This window comes from Psychrobacter sp. NG27 (assembly GCF_016106655.1).
Taxonomy (GTDB): Bacteria; Pseudomonadota; Gammaproteobacteria; order Pseudomonadales; family Moraxellaceae; genus Psychrobacter.
In genome coordinates this window covers 227284-247492 of sequence record NZ_JADGIN010000004.1, presented here as the reverse complement: position 1 = coordinate 247492, position 20209 = coordinate 227284, and the positions used below count along the sequence as shown (strand labels likewise).

Annotated in this window: 21 protein-coding genes; 12 read left to right on the top strand and 9 right to left on the bottom strand. The window is 44.0% G+C overall.

Going from position 1 to position 20209, the window contains the following annotated elements:
* Nucleotides 1–56 precede the first annotated feature (56 nt).
* On the top strand, nt 57–368 hold the full coding sequence (locus tag IP485_RS08730) for a hypothetical protein (protein WP_197176300.1): 312 nt from the start codon (nt 57–59) through the stop codon (nt 366–368).
* Nucleotides 369–588: 220 nt separating this feature from the next.
* Nucleotides 589–900 (top strand): hypothetical protein, encoded by a 312-nt coding sequence (locus tag IP485_RS08725; protein ID WP_197176298.1) that lies wholly within the window; start codon nt 589–591, stop codon nt 898–900.
* 142 nt (nt 901–1042) lie between these two features.
* On the opposite strand, the gene rpmG is transcribed toward IP485_RS08725, so the two are convergent.
* Both rpmG and rpmB read right to left on the bottom strand, forming a co-directional pair.
* Nucleotides 1043–1198 carry a 50S ribosomal protein L33 gene (gene rpmG, locus IP485_RS08720; protein WP_010201403.1) on the bottom strand — a complete coding sequence of 52 codons (156 nt, stop codon included), beginning with the start codon at nt 1196–1198 and terminating at the stop codon, nt 1043–1045.
* Between the two features lie 128 nt (nt 1199–1326).
* Nucleotides 1327–1563: a 50S ribosomal protein L28 gene (gene rpmB, locus IP485_RS08715; RefSeq protein WP_194364745.1), complete on the bottom strand. Its 237-nt coding sequence runs from the start codon at nt 1561–1563 to the stop codon at nt 1327–1329.
* A 484-nt stretch (nt 1564–2047) separates the two neighbouring features.
* Here rpmB and IP485_RS08710 point away from each other — a divergent pair, with 484 nt between their 5' ends.
* Both IP485_RS08710 and purU read left to right on the top strand, forming a co-directional pair.
* On the top strand, nt 2048–4156 hold the full coding sequence (locus IP485_RS08710; protein ID WP_198326898.1) for an Ig-like domain-containing protein: 2109 nt from the start codon (nt 2048–2050) through the stop codon (nt 4154–4156).
* Between the two features lie 199 nt (nt 4157–4355).
* Nucleotides 4356–5273 (top strand): formyltetrahydrofolate deformylase, encoded by a 918-nt coding sequence (gene purU, locus IP485_RS08705; protein ID WP_198326897.1) that lies wholly within the window; start codon nt 4356–4358, stop codon nt 5271–5273.
* A 95-nt stretch (nt 5274–5368) separates the two neighbouring features.
* On the opposite strand, the gene IP485_RS08700 is transcribed toward purU, so the two are convergent.
* Nucleotides 5369–6160, bottom strand: coding sequence for an inner membrane protein YpjD (locus tag IP485_RS08700; protein ID WP_198326896.1), 792 nt, complete (start codon nt 6158–6160; stop codon nt 5369–5371).
* Nucleotides 6161–6565: 405 nt separating this feature from the next.
* Here IP485_RS08700 and ffh point away from each other — a divergent pair, with 405 nt between their 5' ends.
* The 6 genes from ffh (at nt 6566) to IP485_RS08670 (ending at nt 12757) form a co-directional block, all read left to right on the top strand.
* Complete coding sequence (gene ffh, locus IP485_RS08695; protein WP_194364756.1) at nt 6566–8113, top strand: signal recognition particle protein; 1548 nt, start codon at nt 6566–6568, stop codon at nt 8111–8113.
* 249 nt (nt 8114–8362) lie between these two features.
* Entirely contained in the window at nt 8363–9064 is a 702-nt protein-coding gene (tsaB, locus tag IP485_RS08690; protein ID WP_198326976.1) for a tRNA (adenosine(37)-N6)-threonylcarbamoyltransferase complex dimerization subunit type 1 TsaB, read from the top strand.
* Between the two features lie 129 nt (nt 9065–9193).
* Nucleotides 9194–10036, top strand: a complete 843-nt coding sequence (locus IP485_RS08685; protein ID WP_198326895.1) for an undecaprenyl-diphosphate phosphatase — start codon at nt 9194–9196, stop codon at nt 10034–10036.
* Between the two features lie 129 nt (nt 10037–10165).
* A complete protein-coding gene (locus IP485_RS08680; protein ID WP_198326894.1) occupies nt 10166–11035 on the top strand; it encodes a class I SAM-dependent methyltransferase in 870 nt (289 codons plus the stop codon).
* 134 nt (nt 11036–11169) lie between these two features.
* Complete coding sequence (ubiA, locus tag IP485_RS08675) at nt 11170–12087, top strand: 4-hydroxybenzoate octaprenyltransferase (RefSeq protein ID WP_227686487.1); 918 nt, start codon at nt 11170–11172, stop codon at nt 12085–12087.
* Nucleotides 12080–12757, top strand: a complete 678-nt coding sequence (locus IP485_RS08670; RefSeq protein ID WP_413787024.1) for a DUF4112 domain-containing protein — start codon at nt 12080–12082, stop codon at nt 12755–12757. Before ubiA ends, IP485_RS08670 begins: the two co-directional genes overlap by 8 nt.
* Before the next feature lie 144 nt (nt 12758–12901).
* Here IP485_RS08670 and IP485_RS08665 read toward each other — a convergent pair whose 3' ends face one another.
* Nucleotides 12902–13555, bottom strand: coding sequence for a hypothetical protein (locus IP485_RS08665; RefSeq protein ID WP_227686486.1), 654 nt, complete (start codon nt 13553–13555; stop codon nt 12902–12904).
* Nucleotides 13556–13695: 140 nt separating this feature from the next.
* Nucleotides 13696–14340, bottom strand: a complete 645-nt coding sequence (locus IP485_RS08660) for a hypothetical protein (RefSeq protein ID WP_198326893.1) — start codon at nt 14338–14340, stop codon at nt 13696–13698.
* Nucleotides 14341–14485: 145 nt separating this feature from the next.
* Here IP485_RS08660 and yiaA point away from each other — a divergent pair, with 145 nt between their 5' ends.
* The gene (gene yiaA / locus IP485_RS08655; protein WP_227686485.1) at nt 14486–15040 is read left to right on the top strand and encodes an inner membrane protein YiaA; all 555 of its coding nucleotides are present in this window, start codon (nt 14486–14488) and stop codon (nt 15038–15040) included.
* Between the two features lie 57 nt (nt 15041–15097).
* On the opposite strand, the gene mnmC is transcribed toward yiaA, so the two are convergent.
* The 4 genes from mnmC to ispZ all read right to left on the bottom strand — a co-directional run bounded on the left by mnmC (nt 15098) and on the right by ispZ (nt 18770).
* Nucleotides 15098–17161 carry an FAD-dependent 5-carboxymethylaminomethyl-2-thiouridine(34) oxidoreductase MnmC gene (gene mnmC, locus IP485_RS08650; protein ID WP_198326892.1) on the bottom strand — a complete coding sequence of 688 codons (2064 nt, stop codon included), beginning with the start codon at nt 17159–17161 and terminating at the stop codon, nt 15098–15100.
* Nucleotides 17162–17350: 189 nt separating this feature from the next.
* Entirely contained in the window at nt 17351–17794 is a 444-nt protein-coding gene (locus IP485_RS08645) for a hypothetical protein (protein WP_198326891.1), read from the bottom strand.
* Nucleotides 17791–18117 (bottom strand): YciI family protein, encoded by a 327-nt coding sequence (locus tag IP485_RS08640; RefSeq protein ID WP_198326890.1) that lies wholly within the window; start codon nt 18115–18117, stop codon nt 17791–17793. Before IP485_RS08640 ends, IP485_RS08645 begins: the two co-directional genes overlap by 4 nt.
* 101 nt (nt 18118–18218) lie before the next feature.
* Nucleotides 18219–18770 carry a septation protein IspZ gene (gene ispZ, locus IP485_RS08635; RefSeq protein WP_194364769.1) on the bottom strand — a complete coding sequence of 184 codons (552 nt, stop codon included), beginning with the start codon at nt 18768–18770 and terminating at the stop codon, nt 18219–18221.
* 396 nt (nt 18771–19166) lie between these two features.
* Between ispZ and IP485_RS08630 the strand changes: the two genes are divergently transcribed.
* Complete coding sequence (locus tag IP485_RS08630) at nt 19167–20048, top strand: PHP domain-containing protein (RefSeq protein ID WP_198326889.1); 882 nt, start codon at nt 19167–19169, stop codon at nt 20046–20048.
* Nucleotides 20049–20209: the final 161 nt, after the last annotated feature.

Genomic DNA, 20209 nt, shown 5'->3' with positions numbered 1-20209 from the left:
TTTATATAAATTTTTAATCATTGAGCCATGCTTGATAAGTATGGCTGGAATTTCATATGCGAATTGTACCGGCCAGTATTGCCAACATTATTTACCCAAAAGACTTACCAAATGGCTTGTTTACCAGCTTAATCATCGCTTGTTTACTCATGGGGCTGGCCTCACTTCGCCATGGCACGGACCTGCAAGGTTGGCTAAATGTCATTGAAAATTGGCTACTGATGCTGTTGATACTACCTACCGCGACGGCCACTGTAGCATTACCTTTTAAGTATCGGGATCCGACCCTTGAGCTAAAGCTGGTTTATTACCTTGGGATGTTTGTGGCTTTCTTATTTACGTTAGGAAAGTTACGTTATTGGCACTAATTTCATGCAAGTTACATCGGATTCAAGCTGCGATTATGTCAAAGACTTATATCACAGCCCTTGAATTACCGTGTCAAAGCGTCCATTGTATGAGTAAGACAGATTTACCCGCGTTACTGTAAGATGATAGGTTTGCCAAATGCAATTTCTATAATGAATAGCTTCTTTGCAATGACTGGTTTGTTTGCACGTGATGAACGGGACAATAAGGAATACATTAATGCCATATGACATCGATAACGAGATAGAAGTAGACAACGAGAATAGCGATCAATTTGCAGGATTTGCCAAAGAGACCACATTAGAGTTGGTGGAAGCGGATGACGGTAGGTTGCTACTGCGTGACGCTGAGCAAGACGAAGCACCACTGATGACCATTGATTTTTCTGAAAAGCTAAAAGAGCTACTTGGTAGCGATACGCAGGCGATTGGTCAGCATATGATTCATGCCGCAATTCAGGTTATTATGCAAAAGCAGATGAGCCAGTGGCATGCGCATGTCTATGATAAAGAGCCAACGCATTATAGCTAGTCTCAAATACTGCTATTTTTAGATACTTTGGCGCTCGTCAGTACAAGCTATAAATATTTGGATAATGACAGCCATAAAAAAAGGGTTTATCAATTGATAAACCCTTTTTTTGTTCAAATAAAACCATTGGTTAAAATGGTAATTACTTGATTTTAGCTTCTTTAAAGATCACGTGCTGGCGTACTTTTGGATCAAACTTTTTGATTTCCATTTTGCCAGGCATAGTGCGCTTGTTTTTGGTAGTGGTGTAATAATAGCCAGTACCAGCTGTTGATACTAATTTAATTTTATCTCTCATGATAGCTTTCCTGTAAATGAGGGGTCTTCAAACGATAGGTATGTGTCTAAAAGAGCAAGTTGCCACAACTACTGTAGCAAAACAGCAGCCAAAATGATGAGAGTCACCACTCAGCTGCTATTCTTAACTTAAACTTTTTGACCTTGTGCGCGCATATCTGCTAGCACTTTATCGATACCAAGTTTGTCAATGGTGCGCATACCTTTGGTAGACACACGTAGACGTACAAAGCGGTTTTCAGACTCTACCCAAAAACGATGGTGGTGAAGGTTTGGTAGAAAGCGACGACGGGTTTTGTTGTTTGCATGCGAAACATTATTACCCACCATAGGGCGCTTTCCAGTCACTTGGCAAACTCGAGACATGGCGAACTCCTAATCTATGAGGTATGAGTTTTTCTCATACCAGTCTGGGCAAATTGCACGTTTTTGCGGCATGGACACAGCAAGCGGCAGCTTTGCACCAAACAAAACTATATGAAGGTTGAGCTGGTATTACTGTTATCTAAAGGCAAATAACAGGCTGACCAATTCAGAAAATTTTAAAGCCGACATTTATACCATAAAACAGATGAATACTCAAATATTTTTATAATTATTGTCGATTTAAAGGATGGCTATTATACCCTGAAATGAACGCTCTATGTTGTTGATTGTTTAATAGTAAAGATTAATTTTTAGTTGTAACTTATAACAAAAGTCAGTAAAGTTGCTGTTATATATTTAATACAATCTGTTAATACATCTAGCATTAATGTAAATCTATGTATCATTATCAGTCTCCCTTGATTCTGTGTAATGGTTTTTGCCTATTTGCTCGAATAAATTACTGCTCATGCGGAGTTAAAAAATGTCATATTCTTCACTACCTACGTCCAAGTTATTTCAGCTGACAGCCTTAACCTTATCACTGGCCTTGGCAGGTTGTGGAGGAGGAGATGGTACTGACACGATTGCGCCAGCGCCTGATTTGGGTGTTACGCAGCCTGATACTGAAGATGGTGTTGAAACACCTATCACAGAGTTGAATATAAGCAGTAGTAAGTTAGTGGATGTAGAGGGTAATACGATATCGTCTGTTGACTTAGAAGGTGCCTATTATGAAGTACAGGTTACGGATGCAGATAATGAACCTGTAGCAAATGCAAAAGTAACTTTTTCTATTGATGCTGATGGTGTCGTATTGTCTCAGACAACATCAGGATCAAAGCTAACAGATAGTGAAGGAACAGCCCGAATTTTTTTGAAGCCTAATGCTCCTGAAGTGTCTGGCGCATATACTATTACAGCAAACGCAAGCAGCAGTAATAATACAGCTATTGATAACTTAACGTTTGCTGTACAAGCAACGAGTGTGAGTCTGAGTGCTCTAACAGTGGTCGATTCTCAGCTTTCTGCAGGTGGACAGACTTCTATATCATTGACGGCGACTGATACAGAAGGTGTTGCTATAAGTGGCATATTAATGGACCTAAATGCTAGTTGTGGTCAGCTGCCTACTCAAGCGACCTCAGATGAAAATGGTGTTGCCACATTCGTCTATAAAGCGATAAATACAGACAATACGTTGTGTAGTGGCTCTGTACTTATATCAGCTAGTACAGGTAGCTCGGCCACTAAGACGGCTAATCTCACCGTTCAAGTGCCTGAAGCAACTTCTATCGTATATACGGCTAACGAATTGACTCTTGGTATTCAAAATAGTGGTTCTTCAGCGACGGGTCAAGTAGAGTTCACGGTATTTTCGAATAAAACACCACTCGCTAATGCTGAAGTAATTCTTTCATTAGAAAAATCACCTTTAGGACTAACTTTCGGTGTTCTAGGAAATAATGCTCAGTTTCCTGTCAGAACTGATGAGAATGGTCAGGTCTCTGTTAATATCTATCCAGGTACTACTCCAGGCCCTGTTGAAATAAAAGCGACATTAGCTAGTGATACTCGTATCAATGCTCTATCAAAAGGCATATCTATTGCTAGCTCTAGAGTCACACAAGATGGTATAAGTATATCATTTGGTAAGAATGTATTAGATTGGAGTTTAGATGGTGATACTACTCCAGTAGCAGCACGGTTAGTAGATCGTAATGGTAATGCAGTACCGGATGGTACAGTAGTAAACTTCACCTCTGAAGGCGGTAAGGTATCACCTGCTAGCTGTAGTACTATTGCTGGCGAATGTGAAGTAACGTTTTCAACGCAAAATCCACGCCCTGGTGATGGACGTGTAACTATATTAGCCGTTGCTGAAGGCGAAAAAGCATATATTGATAAGAATGAGAACAATGCTTGGGATGAAGGCGATGTGTTTGTACATAATATAGGTGATGCTTTCCGTGATGATAACGAGAATGATACTTTTGAGATTGGCGAATTCACTTACCCTCTAACTACTCAATCTAGTCAAGTTTGCGAAAATAATGTTCAACAGTTTATACAACTAAAATTCCCGTCTTCTAGTGAAGCAGTGAAGCTAGCGTTCGAAAGCAGATTTATCAGTGATTTTGTGTCTCCAAATAAGCCGATGACTTGTAATTCAGATCTTGATGCTGTGGTACGTTATGAAGGCATTCAGTTGTTGTCAAATGGTAATGGTGCTACTTTTACTTTGCTAGATGATATGAGTACTCAACTGCAGTCTCAAGAAATATTCGCAACAGAAACCCAAGTCAATATTCGCATTAATAGTGGTGGCTTTTATGATTTAAATCCGATGCCATCGGGTACAACTATTTCTGGTTCAGTTGTTGACAAAACTGCTAATAACGCAAGCTGTGTTGTAGAATTAGTTGGAGGAGATGATACTATCCCTGATAGTATCACTTCTCAGAAACCTGGGAGTAATACGGGTACTATAAACAGATTTGCCCTAAGTGAATGCGCAGCAGGTGACTTTTTCAAAATCTCTGTTACCAGTCTTAAAGGCAAGACTACTTCTAAAACTTATACTATTAAGTAAAACGAATAATACAGGTACAAAAACCCCCAACCCTGCGTTGGGGGTTTTTGCGTCAGCCTTCTAAACAACAAAATCAGCATAAATAACCAAAAAAAACCAACTCGCTCAGCAAAATATTGCAAAAAAGATTAAAATAACCGGTTTACTATGCTGTCAGCATGTTTTCAGCAACCAGTCATCATTTAATACCGAGCGAGTTATGTCAGACAATATCAAAACCTCTCCATCATCTACCGCTTCTCAAAGCAAACATTTCCCTAGCACTATTGATACTGCCACGCTTTCGATCAAATGCAAGGATCAGGCAGGTATTGTACAAGCCGTGTCAGAATTTATTCACCGCTATGGCGCGAATATTATTACGCTAGATCAGTATTCTACTGCGCATGAAGGTGGTCAATACTTCATGCGTTTAGAGTTTGCCTTAGCAGGTCTGAGCGATATTATTGATAACTTTGAGGCGAGCTTCGCCCATACAGTAGCCAAACGTCACAATATGGCTTGGCATCTACACAACAATGCAACCAAGACCAAAGTCGGTATTTTGGTTTCAAAGTTTGATCATGCATTGCTCGACTTGTTATGGCGCCATCAGCGTGGATTGCTCGATTGCGAGATTACCTGTGTGGTCAGCAATCATAATGATCTGCGTCAAGCGGTAGAAAACTTTGGTATCACCTTTCATCACGTACCAGTGACCAAGGACAACAAAGTAGAGGCAGAAGAGCAGATTCATAAAATCATGGCGGGCAATGACTTACTGGTATTGGCGCGTTATATGCAGATTCTGTCATCTGATTTTGTCAAACGTTGGCCGATGCAAGTGATTAATATTCACCACTCGTTTTTGCCTGCGTTTGTTGGTGCAGATCCTTATCGTCAAGCCTATGACAAAGGCGTGAAGCTAATCGGCGCAACCGCGCATTATGTCACCGCTGATCTGGATCAAGGGCCTATCATTGAGCAGGATGTGCACCGTGTGACGCATCGTCAAGGTGTGGTAGAGCTACGTGCTATTGGCCGTGATATCGAGCGCAACGTACTGGCACGCGCTGTGAACTGGCATGTACAAAACCGTGTGATCGTGGCAGGTAATAAGACGGTGGTTTTTAACTAAAAAAGTCAGTAGAAATTGAAATAAAAAAATGCGGTCGGTAACTATTGCTACCGACCGCATTTTTATGACGCTGTATCTGACCTATATGGGATTGACTATAGCAGCATCTCTAGCACAAACTTGCTACCCACAAATCCAATCGCTAATAGAATAAAGGCATAAATGGTGATATTAGCGGCACGTTTGCCGCGCCATCCAGCACGCCAGTTGCCAAATAATAGCGCGCCGAATAATAGCCACGACAGTAGGCTAAATACCGTCTTGTGAACGATATGCTGTGTCATCAAGTCATCTACATAAATGAAGCCAATGCCCAATGCGACACTCAGCAAGACAAAACCTACCAAGATCATATCGAACAACAGACCTTCCATGCTCTGCAATGAGGGCAGCTTATTGACCCAAAATCGATGAATGGTATGATGTTTAAGCTCACGAATCTGTAGGCGCAAAAATAGCGCTTGTACGGCAGCCATTAGCAAAACGCAATAGGCCGCCAGTGACAGCAGAATATGGGTTTCAAGCCCGATACTGATATTGGTAATTGGCTGATAAGGGGCGCGGCCGATATAACCGATGGTCATACCTATGAGTGCTGTCGGTGCTGCTAAAATGCCTAAACTGATGATAGGGCGGTATAAACTAAACAACACGTAAAACAATAAGAAGAATAAGCTGATCAGGCTAATCACATTGAACAGATTGAAATTCAGACCATATAGCGTAACGACATAGGGATACAATAAGGCGGCGTGTGCGAGCATCCCTACCAGTAACAAGCCCAAACTGCCGCTTTTGTAGATAGGTTTATCCCGAACGAGCGCCCAACCAATATAAACGCTGACTAATATGTAAATCAGGCTAGCAAGTAAGAATGTAAGGTGCACAGGTATAAAACCTCATCTTTACGGAGCGCAAAATAGCCGCTCAATGTAACGCTAAAGTGGTATTATCGGAATGATTAGAATAATTGTCCAATTTATCATAAAATGGGTATCAATTGAGTGCCATCTTACGTATTCCTGATAAATGCTTGATGCGTGTAATCTAGAAGAAACCCATAGCATGCGCGTGTTATCAATAAAAAAGCGCAAATAAATCCAACGCCTTTTATTAAACGACTATAAATTTTGAATCGCGATAATGCTATAGTGTTGATAACACGCTGTTTATCATCATCTATAGACGCGCAATCTACTACTTCATCAAATACCCAATACTATATATAAGCCATTTAACTGGTTTAGCTAAGATCTATTTTAACCAAGAATTATTTTAACTGAGAGCTATCTATGTTTGACACCTTAACAGAACGCTTATCGTCGAGCCTGCGTAATATCGTGGGGAGCGGGCAACTGACTGAAGACAATATCAAAGATACCCTGCGTGAAGTACGTATGGCGCTACTAGAAGCCGATGTGGCACTACCGGTCACTCGCGACTTTGTAAAGCGCGTTAAAGAGCAAGCGCTTGGGGCTGAAGTACTCAAAGAGCTGGCACCAGGCCAAGCGTTTGTCAAAATCGTTCATGACGAGCTGACCGAAATGATGGGCAGTGCCAACCAGCAGTTGGAGATGACAGGTAAGCCGCCAGTGGTTTATCTATTAGCAGGTTTGCAAGGGGCGGGTAAAACCACCACAGCCGGTAAGTTGGCAAAATTCTTACAAGAGCGTCATAAGAAAAAAGTCATGTTGGTATCTGCTGATGTCTATCGTCCAGCGGCCATCAAGCAGCTTGAACAAGTAGCTGGTCAAGTAAATGCCAAGTTTGTGAACTCTAGCACTGACGAAAACCCGATTGATATCGCGCGCCGTGCCATCGAAGAGGCCAAAATTCAGTATCAAGACATCTTGATTATTGATACGGCAGGTCGTTTGCATATTGACGATGCCATGATGGATGAGATCAAAGCGCTAACAGCCGCGGTCAATCCGTCTGAGACGCTGTTTGTCGTCGATGCGATGACAGGTCAAGATGCGGCCAATACCGCAAAAGCATTCAATGATGCCTTGCCATTAACAGGTGTCATCCTGACCAAAACAGACGGCGATGCTCGCGGCGGTGCGGCACTGTCTGTACGTGCTATCACCGGCAAGCCAATTAAGTTCTTGGGTCGCGGTGAAAAACTAGACGAGCTCGAGCTGTTCCATCCTGAGCGTATCGCGCAGCGTATCCTTGGTATGGGTGACGTACTGAGTTTGGTGGAAGAAGTCGAGCAAAAGATTGACCGTGATAAAGCCGAAAAAATGGCGAAAAAGATGCAAAAGGGCGGTGAGTTCGACCTTGAGGATCTACTGACCCAGTTCCAACAAATGAAAAGCATGGGCGGCATGGCAGGTTTCTTAGATAAGATGCCAGGTATGGGCGGCTCTGACATGCAAAAAGCCGTCGAAGATGCCAAGCCAGAAGAAAAAGTACGTGAAATGGAAGCCTTGATCAATTCGATGACACCATTTGAGCGTAAAAACCCTGACAAGATCAACCCAAGCCGTAAGCGCCGTATCGCTGCGGGTTCTGGTCGTGATATTCAAGATGTCAACCGTTTGCTCAAGCAGCACAAGCAAATGGCAAAAATGATGAAAATGATCTCAAAACCTGAAGGCATCAGCAAGATGATGAAGTCTATGCAAGGGTTGATGGGCGGTGGCGGTGGTGCAGGTGGTGGCGGTCCTTTATTCGGTGGCGGTGGTCAAAAAGGCAACCCAAAAGATGTGAACCCACAGCAAATGGCCAAGCAAATGGGACTTGACCCAAACAACATGCCGAGCACCGAAGAGATGCAAAAGCAAATGCAAGAGATGCAAAACCAAGCACCAAAAAAGTTTAAAACACGCTTTTAAACAATAGTAGATCGACAGTCGCGGATTAGGCGATCTGTAAATTCTTAACAAAAACCTCAAAACCAATATGATTTTGAGGTTTTTTTATATGGCCTGTTACCCTAAGCGCTCATGGATAAAGTATGAAAAAAGTAGAAAGTGATAAAATCTGTTTATCCTAAATGCTATGATGGGCGCTGTTTTATGCTGCTGGTATTTTTTGTCATACCAACCATTTTTAGCATACCCAGACGATAAGACGAGGTTATGATGTTTTTAGCTATGGATACTGTGTTTGACCAGTGCTCGATTGCCATTTTGGATTCAAATGGTCAGGTATTATCGAGTCATACTGAGACAGGTAAACGTCAGCAAACGCAGCAGATATTGCCAATGATTGATGCCGCGTTGTCAGAAGCCGGAATACGCTTGACTGATATACGCGCACTCATATTTAATCGAGGGCCTGGTGCTTTTAGTGGTATCAGAATCAACACAGCGGTGGTACAGGCATTGTCTGTAGCACATGACATTCCTTGTGTGGGTGTCTCAAGCTTGCAAGCGATTGCACAGTGCGCGTATCAAAAATACGGCCTGCCGCAAGTATATAGTGCACTAGATGCCCGTATGCAGCAGGTGTATTTCGGTCAATATGAGATAGCGGTAGACGAGCAATCAGCTCACAGCATCATGCAGCCAGTGTTGGTTGAGGGCAGTAAGAGCACTGAGCAACTGCTCGATTATGACAGCCAAACTGAGGCGAATTTCCCAATTGTCGGTAATGGCGCAAGCTTGTTAACTTTAAACGAAGGACAAGTCTGTCACGATGATGTTTGGCCAGATGCCGTTGTTATAGGGCAGATCGGCATTGCTCAGTTTATGGCCATAGGCGGGACAGAGGCAGCGCAGGCTTTACCAAAATACTTGCGTAATCAAGCATGGAAAACGCTTAAAGAGCAAGGTAAAGCCTAGGGTATGTGGTCACTCAATCGATATTCCTTTAAATATACTAGCCGTTCGAGTCATTCGTAGCATCATATAACACATAACAATATACGAAGACCTGTATCAATCAACAGGTCTGTGTTTAGGAAAACCATCGTGGATATTATCTTATTAGTTCAAGCTGTTATCATGGGTATCGTTGAAGGTATCACTGAGTTTTTACCCATCTCTAGTACCGGTTACTTAATTCTATCAGCAGATATGATGGGTTTTTGGACCAAAGAAAAAGTTGATTTGTTTGTGGTGGTGGTGCAGCTTGGCGCGATTTTGGCCGTTATCTATGACTATTGGGGCAGATTGTGGCAAGCTCTAATGGGCCTGCTAACGGGCAAAGCAGAAGGCATGAGTAATCCAAGACAGCTGGGGCTGAGCTTGATTGTGTCTACTATCCCTGTGATGATCGTAGGCTTTACTTTTGCTGATGAGATTAAAAATTACTTGTTTAACCCTATCGTTGTAGCGATTATGCTCATCATTGGTGGTTTGCTGATATTTTATGTCGAGAGCCGACCTAAAACGGTTATCGCTGAAGAGGCAGAGGATGTTAGCTTAAAGACCGCATTGATGATAGGTTTGTTTCAATGTTTAGCCTTAATACCAGGCACCTCACGCTCAGGCGCGACGATCATCGGTGCATTATGGCTTGGGGTCTCGCGTAAAGCATCAGCAGAATTTTCATTCTTTTTGGGTATTCCTGTCATTGTGGGCGCGGCACTATTAGATCTAATCAAACACGGTGATGTCCTGACCAATAGCGAGGATTGGGTGGTACTTGGCGTCGGTACTGTCGTCTCATTTATCGTCGCTTTACTTTGTATTCGCTTGCTGGTTGCATGGGTGAGTCGCCGTGACTTTACGATCTTTGCTTGGTTGCGTATTGTTACAGGCGTTGTCGTATTGATAGCCGCTTGGGGCTTTGGTTATCAAATGGCGGGTTAAGCTTCAGCCATATTAAAACCATTTCGAAGTATAAAAACTATGAAGCCTATCTAAATTTGACCATAGATACTAAAAGGCATGTCAGTGACGAGTAATTTGCACCCAGCATCTAAAGAGAGTAGTAACACTATGCATGACCTTACACACTGTCAGCTGATCTACGCCAATGATTCACAGCAGCATCAAGTAGAGTCGTTGCAAGCGCTGATAGAACATCATGAATTGCCCATTGTGTTAAATGTTGAGTTATCGGTAGATAAATTAACGCAAAAACATCGCCAGAAATTAAGCCAGACAGCCACTCAACCAGTGTTATTGTTGGATGATAAAGACAAGCTGTCTTGGCTCAGCGATGGTCTGAGCGTGGCACCAGAGTGGGATAAGCTGCAACGCCGAGTGGTGAGTGCTGGCCGTAAGTCAGAACTGCTATTGCAGGCTGCCAAGATTACAGCTGATAGCAGCGTCATCGATGCAACCGCTGGTTTCGGTCATGATAGTTTGATACTGGCCAGTACTGGTGCACAAGTTATGATGCTAGAGCAGCAACCAATCATGGCGTTGCTGTTATTCGCAGAGCAGCAGCGTATGAGCGCATTGCCAAATTGGCAAAAGCTGATGGCACGTTTGCATATTATTAATATCGATGCGTTGAGTTATTTTGAAAGCCTCAAATCGGATTCAGCAGTCAATAACAGCCAAGTTATTGATGTTGTGTATCTGGATCCTATGTTTCCAGAGGACAGCTATCAAGACAGTAAGACTGGCAAGGGTGCAAAAGTGGGCAAGCACATGCAAGCGTTGCATCAACTAGCAAGCCCGCCAACGTTAGACGAAGAAGAGCAGTTGTTAACCTCTGCACAGGCTGTCGTCAGCAACAACGCATCGCACTCTGGGCGCGTGGTCGTGAAGCGTCCGCAGCATGCGCCGACATTGGCAAACCAACAACCTACTGAGAGCTGGCATAATGAAGCCGTGCGCTTCGATGGGTATTTTGCCTAATAGCCATGGTTACCAGCTGATTAGAGTAACTATGCGAATGAACCATGCCAATGCTATTCAGCTTATTAAACCCGCGCAGCCTAGTGCCAACTCCATTCAATATAAAAACTTCTATCAGTGATAATGGCAGCGTTATGACATTTAAAGACAAACTACAAGCCTACCTCCAACTGACACGCTTTGACAAACCTGTGGGCATTGAGCTGCTCCTATGGCCAACCCTGTGGGGCGTGTTACTGGCCGCCATGGGGCAAGCACAGCAGCAATGGCTGACGGCCGCGCTGCCCAGTCTCAAGATATTTGTGCTATTTGCCCTCGGTGCGATCTTCATGCGTGCCGCAGGTTGTGCCATTAACGACTTCGCGGATCGTAAAGTTGATGGTCATGTAACTCGCACCAAAGGACGTCCACTAGCCGATGGGCGCTTATCAGGTAAGGAGGCGGTTGCAGCATTTTTAGTGCTGGTGTTATTAAGTGCCAGTCTGCTGTTTTTCTTACCCATTGCCGTGTTTTACTGGTCGCTTGGCGCCGTGATATTGGCATTTATCTATCCCTTTATGAAGCGTTATACCCACCTGCCACAAGTGTTTTTGGCAGCAGCCTTTGGTTGGGCGATACCGATGGCCTATGTGGCCATACAGGGCACACCGGATATCTGGTGCTGGCTGTTATTTATCGCTTATATGTGCTGGACAGTAGCCTATGATACACAGTACGCTATGGCTGACCGCGAGGATGATATCAAGATTGGCGTCAAGTCGACTGCGATACTGTTTGGTCGTTATGATGTGATTATCATCTCAATATTACAAATGCTATTCTTGCTTATTATGGGCGCGGTTATGTGGCATTATTTTGCTCCGACTGCCGTAGGCGTGACGCCAGTATTTGGCTTGGCATTGGTGGCGATGATGTTTGCCAAGCAAAACAGTGCTTGTGCCAGTCGTAACCCATTGGCTTGCTTTCAGGCATTCTTGGCCAATATCTGGGTCGGACGTTATGTTTTTGCGCTCATCGCTATCGCCTGTATATGGACGACGATCAATGGATAAACTTAATAAGCTATGGAATCGAAAGGTAAAGGGTGTTTCTGGTACCGATGGGTCTGTCATCGACTATCAAGCAAGAATGGCTGAACACGGCCTGACGCGCGAGCAAGTTATCGCGACTGAGCGTAAGCTGGCCAAGTTTGCCAATACCATGGATTCGCTCGTACGGATACCCTTTACCAAACAAGGTATGGGGGCTGATGCGGCGCTCTCGACTATTCCACTAGCGGGTGATTTGGCAGGATTGGCATTGACCAGTTATGCGTTTATATTAGGTCGTCAACTGGGCGTGCCAGCTCATAAAATGACGCCTGCTGTCAGATTGGCACTGATTGATATGGTCGTTGGTATAGTACCGGGCATCGGTACGCTATTAGATATCTTTATTCGTCCCAGTCGCAAAACACTGGGTATCGTGCATGAGCATCTACAAGATGAGTACGGCATTACCGATACCATGCATATCGATCGACCGTTTTTGCATCAATCACTAGAGGACAAGCAGCGAAGCAGTCGTTTTGGTTTCTTTTGGCGAAACCCTATTGTGGCGTGGCTGTACTTGCATATTCCTGACATGCTAGGGCTGATTGTCCTAGTGGTCATTGGATGGGGCTTATGGTCATTGATTGGCTGGCTAGTAGGCTTATTTGGTAATACAACGGGCTTTGGCTGAGTAATAGGGTGTTGCTAAATACTAGTTTGGCTAACAAGCGATTGGATCAAACAGCACGAGAGAAAAGTAATAAAAAAGTCAGCAACGATACTATCGTTGCTGACTTTTTTGTGGCTGACAATAATAAAAGACTGTATTTAAAGTTTATTCGGTGACGACTTCCGCTTCTGCGCTGACTGCATCGAAGCTGGTAACTTTGTTGTTTTGAATCAGATCGATGGTGCCACCACCTGCATGACTGACCAGTTGGATAGCGCCATTATTTGTTTGATAAGTAGGGTTGTTACCTTGGCCTTCTGGTGCACTGAGAGTCATTTTTGGTTTGTTTGGCAACGTGACAATGGCGTTGAGCATGCCTGCTGCTGACGTCTCAAAGACGACGGATAACGACTCGCCTGTGGCGCTTTTATAGCGGACATCAGTGATTTGCGCACCCTTGATTGCTTGGTTCGGGTCAGGTGTTACTGCCTTAGTGTTTACTACTTCTTTGGCATTGCCCAGAGTATCGTCTAACTGACTTAAGCTGACATCGTGTTCTGAGTCGGTTTGTGCAGTGCTGTTCGCCTCATTGTTTGCAGTGTCATCAGCAGCATTGGTATTTATATTGGAAGTGACGGGGGCTGTCTGACTCACAGTCTCAGCAGGTGTCTTAGCTGCTGCCTCACTGGCAGTTTCAGGCTCTGGGTCTTTCTGACAAGCAGTAAGCAGCAACATGCTAAAAAAAATAGCAGAAGCTTTGAGATGGTAGGGCTTAGACTTTGCAAAGCTTGGTGGTTTTGAGGCAGAGATGGGCATCATCAGGTCGTCATCCAATAAAAGTATTTTGTATCATTGATAAAAGCAAGGGCGTTAGTTCTGCGATTGAGTACCGCGTGCAGTGAGTTTTGCACTCATAGACAGATATAAAGGGTTAGGTTTAATGATAATTCATAAAACACTCATTTTATCTTTAAGCTATCGGCTGCCACACCGTTCTCTTTACCGCTCTCTCTATAGATATCATCTAAATATCGGCGGCTGGCCAGTAGTTTATTTACGACACCGCTTTGGCTTTGTGTATTGAGCTTTTGCGAAAAATCTAAAATCGAGTTCAATTGTTCTAACACGATGTCATAACTGCTGTTTTGTTTATCGATATCAACTATGACAGTTTTTGCATAGTGTTGATCGAGGCTCAAATAGTCGGTAATCAATTCGGGTATACGTGTGGCAATGAGTTTGTTCAGTGTGAAGAGCTGCGACTCGGTGATTTGAGCGTGATGAGTAGATTCGTATTGCTGCCCGATACTATCCATCGTTACTCGAAATGCTTTGGGAACTTGCTCGTCATACAGCCATTGAATGAATGGATGCTGAGCAGAAAAATGTATCACGCTGAGTCCTGTTGCGCGTTCATTGCTTGTCGTATCTGTGGCTGCCTGCTTTATTTGAGACTGTCTTGCCTTATGATCTGCCGCCGCTAGGTATGCTTGATGCTGCTGTATCGATGCGCTCTGCGTGTGCTTAGACTTCTCCCTCATCACAAAAAAGATCGGCACGATAACGATGAGGCTGAGTAACATAAGCAAAGTATAAAAAGACATGTCGGACTCTGTCATTAAGGCATGTATGGCAAAAATAATTTTGTATTACAATATAACATGCTTGTGTTATGTTAAAGCAAAATAGCGTTCGATAAAACTTGTCTCTCGCTACAGAGTATTTGCCTATATTTAATTAAGGATGATGATGAATAATGACATGATTACCAAAAGTCAGCTGGCAGCTTACAAACCGACCACCGCTTATGTAGGCACTTCTTGGGCAGTCATGCTGGTGGGTGTGCTGGCCTATTTACTGGGACTATGGAATGCGCAAAGCATGTTGATAAATGAGAAAGGCTACTATATAGCAGTATTGGCGCTTGGACTGTATTCAGCGATTAGTCTACAAAAGACACTCCGTGATCGCAGCGAAGGTATTCCAACGACCAATATGTATTATCTGATTAGCTGGGCGGCTTTAGGGTTATCTATTGTGCTGATTGCACTCGGGCTTATGAACGCAGAAGGGTTGAGCCTAAGTGAAAAAGGTTTTTATATGATGGCATTTACCATGAGCTTATTCGCTGCTGTGACTATCCAAAAAAACACCCGTGATGAAGCACAAATTCGGGCACTGACCGCACCGACGGTTACGGACAATACTGATCACGCCAAACTGGATCATCAAGCAACAGGGGAGGCTGATACGGGAAAATCGCTCTTTGGCACCGTCAAATCTAAAATAGAGCGTGACGATTAAGACATTTACTCATTCACTTGTTTTTGACCATTAATCATATGGTAAGTAAAGGTATGTCTAGGTGAGCGAGGTCTGCAAACGTGTGCGATTGGGTGATAGACGTGCGAGCATGGCCTCTGACAACGGCGGGAATGACCCTAGCATCATATCGGCTAATGCCTCAGCGCAAATAGGCGCCAATGCATAGCCTTTTGCGCCCATCGCACTCATCACCCACAGTCGTTTACTATCTGCTAGCTGCCCTACGATTGGATGGTAATCAGGCGTCTGTGTACGAATGCCTGCGCGTCCTTGCCACGAGCTCGTATCGGCTGACATCACTGATGTCATCTCAGGGATAGCGTTGATAAGTTTATCAAGGCTAACCTGATGCTCTTCCGCTCTAACATCCGTACAGATGTCATTACGTATAAAACTGGCACCCAGTAGCAAATAAGGCTTATCTGCTGTGACGGTGTTAATCGTCTCATCGCCTGCTTGAGCAGTGAACGGCGCACAGTAACCGCTATATTTGAGTGGTATTTTAGGTAAGTTTGCGCGTTGCTCTATAGTGGGCGTAAACCACGAGAGTTGACCACGAATTTTACGACAATCAAAAATACGTGTGTCTAATTGATGACTCTCAAAAGCGGCACAAATCACCACGTTATCAGCAGTCATAGAAACAACGTCCTGATTCTGATGACGGCCTTTGACACACACCTGCTGATCTGTCTCGTCAATACTATCAACGTCTAATGGCTGAAAGTGGATCAGCGGATGTGACAGTATGATGGCTTTTAATGCTTGCGGATTGACCAGTCCTGACTGCGGTAGATAGAGATTTTCTGATAAATCCTGCTCTAGTAGACCACTGCTGCTTTTTGCCTGTGTATCCGATAACGTGGTTGCCATCTCATCAGGATAATCTGCGATTTGCTCGGTACCAATATTGGCTTTTATGAGCAAATCAAGCGCACCAGTAATCTCTAGTATGGGCGGCATATTGAGCAATGACGTATGCTGATTAAAAGCACGGTACAGCCTGCTGCTATACAAGTAACCGATAGTATGTAGATGCTCATCGACGTGGTGAATCGGGGTCATTTTAGGTGCTAGTAGCGCGCGCGGGTTGCCTGATGCACCAGCTAAAGGGGCTGATTTATCTAATAAGGTAATTTGGATACCGCGATTGGCAAGCGACCAAGCCGTTAATAAACCTGACACCCCTGCACCTATGACGATAGTATGATCGAAGGTGCTATAACGCGTTACAGGCTTTTCATTAGTTTTCTCATCATGTTTTTCATGACCGTTACTAATATCACGATTCTCTGCACCTGTCATGACGGCCGTTAGCATTTGGCGTTTCATGCCAAACCCTCTTACTTTTTTAATCTCAAAACCATACTCTGGTAGTATGCGTTTAACTGTACCGGCACTGCTATAAGTGGCGGCGGTCGTTTTTGGATGAGATAAGCGCTGCACTTGTGCAAAGATGTCTCTGGACCATAATGTCTCGTTACAAGATGGCGCAAAGCCGTCTAAAAACCAAGCATCAACGTACGGCGCAGGTTGGTTAACATGCTCTAATGCCAGCTTGGACAAGCTCTCAGCAGCATCGCCAAACCACATGTCGACGGTCAAATTATCGTCAGAAAAATTCAGACGATGGCAGCCTGCAATGAGGGGTGGGTACGCGGCCAACAGTGACTTGATAGGTGCTGTCAGCTCAGGCGCGCGCTGTGACCACAATGTCAATATATGAGTCAAATCCGCCAGTGGTATGGGAAATTTTTCAGTCGTAATAAAATGCAGGCGAGCATCTTTCAAATGCGGATGCGTATCGCGCAGCTGTCGCCATAACTGCCAAGTCGCCAATAAATTAAGCCCCGTACCAAAACCCAATTCAGCGATGGTAAAACACTGTGTTGGGGCAAGGTCTGCCAAGCGCTCTGGTAGTTGATTGTGCGTCAAAAACACATGGCGTGACTCTGCCAAACCATCCGCATGAGAGAAGTAAACATCCCCAAAATGCCTTGATACTGGCACGCTATTGCCAGTATCATCCATTTGCCAATCAATCTTAGCTGGCGTAATAATGTTTGAGGGTTTGGTACTTTTATTTTGGGTAATAGACATGTGGTTGTTTCTTAGAGGCAGGTTTATTCAGCGAATGGTTTTTCAGCGTAAGGCAAGGCTCTTCGGTGTATAGCTCTTAAGTGCACAGCTTTTAAGTGTAGGGCTCTTAAGTGTAGGGCTTTTAAGCTAATCAACATCTACTGTCAGTATTATGGATGGTCGATTGAGCAAAAGCGCTTTGGTAATAGTCTACCAGCGCTCGCGGCGAACAAACACCAACCAAGAGATAAAGATACCGACCAATAGACTGATCAATACCGTAAATGCCCCATACAAGAAAATCTGACCCTTACTCTCATAAACTAGAACATTGGCTTGAGTCTGCAAGTCATTCACTTGACGCTGCAACTGCGCGTTACGGCTGAGCAGTTGTTGATTGGCATCTGACAGCGCCTTACTAGAGGGCTGCAATTGAGCCGCTAAGGTACTATTGATATCTAGTACTGAGTTTTTTGTTGCAGCAGATACAGGTGCAGGAGCGCCAGTCGCCAGTGGCGCTGCTACTGGGGTAGCATCATCGACCGCCGCGACCAGAGGTGCTGCGTTCACTGAGACTGCCATCATCAGCATGAGGCTAGCTGCTAGGCTGTGTTTATACCACTGAGTATTTAAAAAGTAGAAACGCTGACTCACGATGCAGCTACTTTATCAGTGTTGTCCGTTGGCGCTGGTAATGCTTGAATAAATGGCTTGATATCTACATGGCTATAGACGCCATCACGTAGGTAAGGCTCATCGTTAGCCCACGCCTGTGCAGCTGCAATAGAGTCAAACTCAGCAATGATTAAGCTGCCTGACATATCGGTCTTACCATGCTCGATGGGTGTTGGACCTGCGATGACGAGTCGACCCTGTTGATGCAGCGCTTGCAAGCGCTCGATATGTTCAGTACGAGTCACCAAACGTTGGGAGCTACTATTGGCCACGTCATGACCGATTATGACAAATAAAGACATGAGACTTCCTTAATTGATAATAAAACGTGATGATTGATGTAAGGGTATTTCATAATGCTGATGCTTTATCGCTATAATAAAATAGCGATAGAAAACAAATATTATTTAGCGGCTTTATCTGTCAGCGCAGGGTTTAGATGTTTTTTTAGTACGGCAAACTGAGCCACCACAAAGACCAGCATAATCGGAATCCAGCCATAAGTTTTGAAGTTGATCCATGCCTCATCTGACATCGTAAATGCTGTGATATAATGTAGGACGGCCATCAAAGCAAAAAACAATGCCCATACAACGGTGAGCTTTTTCCAGCCACTGAGCGTTAGGGTAAAGACATCTTTCATGGCAAGTTGCATTAATGGCTTATTGATAACCGCGCTGACCAGTAGGGTCAAGGCAAAAATACCGTTGATAATCGGTGATTTCCAGCGCAGATAGATATCATCACGCAGCAGTAGCGTGCCACCGCAGAACAAAATGGTTAATAATAAGACAACCCATTGCTGCTTATCGAACTTGCCTTTTTGACGAATAAAATGAATGGCATAAACGATGATGGTGGCGATGAGTAAAGCACCTGCCGCTGCCAAAATACCACTGTAACGAGCGGTCAGAAAAAAGGCGATTAAAGGGATAAAGTCTAATAATGCTTTCATAGCAAGTGTGATGTCCAACAAAAAACGTATGGGGTAGTTTACACGTCTACTGACCCAAAAAAAAGCAATCAACACGATAATCCTATGATATAGCCAATCCATCTCAAAAAGCGTATAAGCTTGCTGGAATGGATATCGCGATACTTCTACCATACTCCCAAATAGTTAGTAAAACCAATTGATATCAGCCAAATACAGCCATACCAATTGATATCATTCAAATATAGCCATTGAACCAAATATAACCACTTAACATAGCTGCTTAGTATGATCACTGCATTCAGTCATTAAAAAAAGACAGCAAACCGCGACCAAAACGCTATTACCTTTATGCTCATTTTATCTGAACACAGCTTATCTAAACATAGTTCATCTAAACATAGTAAGGCACATTTTATGAAAATAGACCTACATTGTCACAGCACTTTTTCAGATGGCACCTACGCACCAACTGAAGTAGTAGAACGCGCTCACGCAGCAGGTATCAATGTACTTGCGTTGACAGATCATGACACGATGGCTGGCATCGATGAAGCAAGGGCTGCTGCCAATATCCATGACATGCAAATCATTAACGGCGTGGAAATCAGCTGTGAGCATACATTGAGTGGCGGTTATGGCAAAAACAAGTCTGCCAATAAAATCATCCATGTGCTTGGGCTGGACTTTACGGATCGTGAAAAAATGCACGCCACTTTAAAGCAATTGCAGGATAGCCGCGCTACCCGTGGCCAGCGCATCACCGAAAAACTCAGTGAATTACTCAATATCAGCTATGATGAGCTGTGGCAAGCAGTTCTTGCGAAAGCAGGCAGCAATCCACAAGCCGTTGGCCGTGCTCATATTGGGCAAGTATTGTTTGAGCGCGGTGACGTCAAAACCGTTCAAAAGGCCTTTGATAAATACTTAGCGGATAATAAACCTGCCTATGTGGCTATTGAGGCATTGACGATGCAGCATGGCATTGAATTGATTCATGCTTGCGGCGGTAAGGCGGTGCTTGCACATCCAACACGTTATCAGTTATCAGCGACCCGCGTGCGCAAACTGATCGAAGAGTTTGCTCTGTTGGGCGGTGATGCTTGTGAACTGCCAGCCACTAGCGAGCCTATCAGCACTCGTAAAATGGTCGATCGTAGTATCGCTGAGCACAACTTAGTGACCTCAATTGGTAGTGATTTTCATGGGAGCAATATGCCATGGCGACGGTTGGGCGATGTGCCTATATTAACGGCTGAGCAAAAAGGAATTTGGGAGTCTTTTAAAGCACTTGCTTAGTTTAAAACAGCGTATTTATACCATGACAGCATGCCTAGTAGAATATGGTCTTGGTATGCAAAAAGTCTTGTTGTATCAAAACAATTATTGATAAATAAATGTGGAAAACAGATTGCTAGTTCAGGTATAAATTGCCACACTGAATAGACCCTAATCGTGGC